Consider the following 1,206-nt stretch of genomic DNA (forward strand, 5'->3'; position numbering starts at 1 on the left):
CGGGCAGGGTCACCGGCCCGGGTTCGCGCACCGGGCCGGGGTCGAGCCCGGCGCCGGCCAGCAGCCCGGTGACGTGGGCGGCGATGGCCATGGAGGCGGTCAGTCCGGTGGAGCGGATACCGCCGACGGTGACGAACGCCTGCCCGGGGTGGGCGGTGATGCGGTAGTCCTCGTGCCCGGTGGCCGCGCGCAGCCCGGCGTAGACGGCGGTGACCTCCTCCTCCACCAGGGCGGGCAGGATACGCCGGCCCTTCTCCCGCAGCGCCGCGAGCCCCTCGGCGGTGGATTCGGTGGCGTGTTTGTCGTCCAGGTCCTCGGCGGTGGGGCCGAGCAGGACGTTGCCGTGGACGGTGGGCGCGACCAGGACGCCCTTGCCGAGGGCGGTCGGCACGGGCAGCAGGATGTGCCGCACCAGGGGGCGGGCGAACTTGTCGTAGACCAGGAGCTGGCCGCGGCGCGGGGTGACGGTGAAGTCGTCGTGGCCGAGGGCGCGGTCCAGGGTGTCGGCGTGCAGTCCGGCCGCGTTGACCAGGTGGCGGGCGTACAGGGTGCCCCGGCTGGTGGTCAGCCGGTGTCCGCCGTCCCAGCGCGCGTCCCGCACGGCGGTGTTCAGGTGCAGGTCGGTGCCGGCGCGGACCGCCTGGGTGGCGTAGGCCAGGGTGGTCGTCCAGGGGCAGATGACGCTCTCGCCGGGGACGTGCAGGGCGCCGAGCGCGCCGGGGCCGAGGTGCGGTTCGCGGGTGTACAGCTCTGCCGGTCCGAGCAGGGCGGTGTCGTGGCAGCCGTTGTCCTCGGCCTTGCGGGCCAGCCGGGGCAGGGCGGCGAGCTGTTCCTCGTCCCAGGCGACCAGCAGGGCGCCGACCCGTTCGACGGGGATGCCGGTTCGGGCGGCGTAGGCGCCGAGCAGGGTGTGGCCCTCACGGACCAGCCGGGCCTCCAGGGTGCCCGGGGTGGCGTCGAAACCGGTGTGCAGGATGGCGGTGTTGGCCTTGGAGGTGCCCTGTCCGACATCGTCCTGGGCCTCGACGAGGGCGACGCGCAGCCGGGGGTGGCGGGCGAGTTCGCGGGCGATGGCGCAGCCGACCACCCCGGCGCCGACGATCGCCACGTCGTACGGCGTCCGCGGGAGCGGTCCGGTCGCGGTGACGGTCACGGGCCGAGGAGGGCGGCGACGGCGGCGCGGAACCGGTCGCGGCGTTCGGCGGC

The 1,206-nt window shown here is 75.8% G+C and carries 1 protein-coding gene; it reads right to left on the reverse strand.

Annotation, left to right across the window (positions count from 1 at the left end; genetic code table 11):
* A partial coding sequence (locus H5J33_RS35850) for an NAD(P)/FAD-dependent oxidoreductase (protein WP_181798813.1) occupies positions 1–1,153 on the reverse strand: 1,153 nt, incomplete at its 3' end.
* Positions 1,154–1,206 lie beyond the last annotated feature (53 nt).

This window comes from Streptomyces sp. WELS2, assembly GCF_013870595.1.
Lineage (GTDB): Bacteria > Actinomycetota > Actinomycetes > Streptomycetales > Streptomycetaceae > Streptomyces.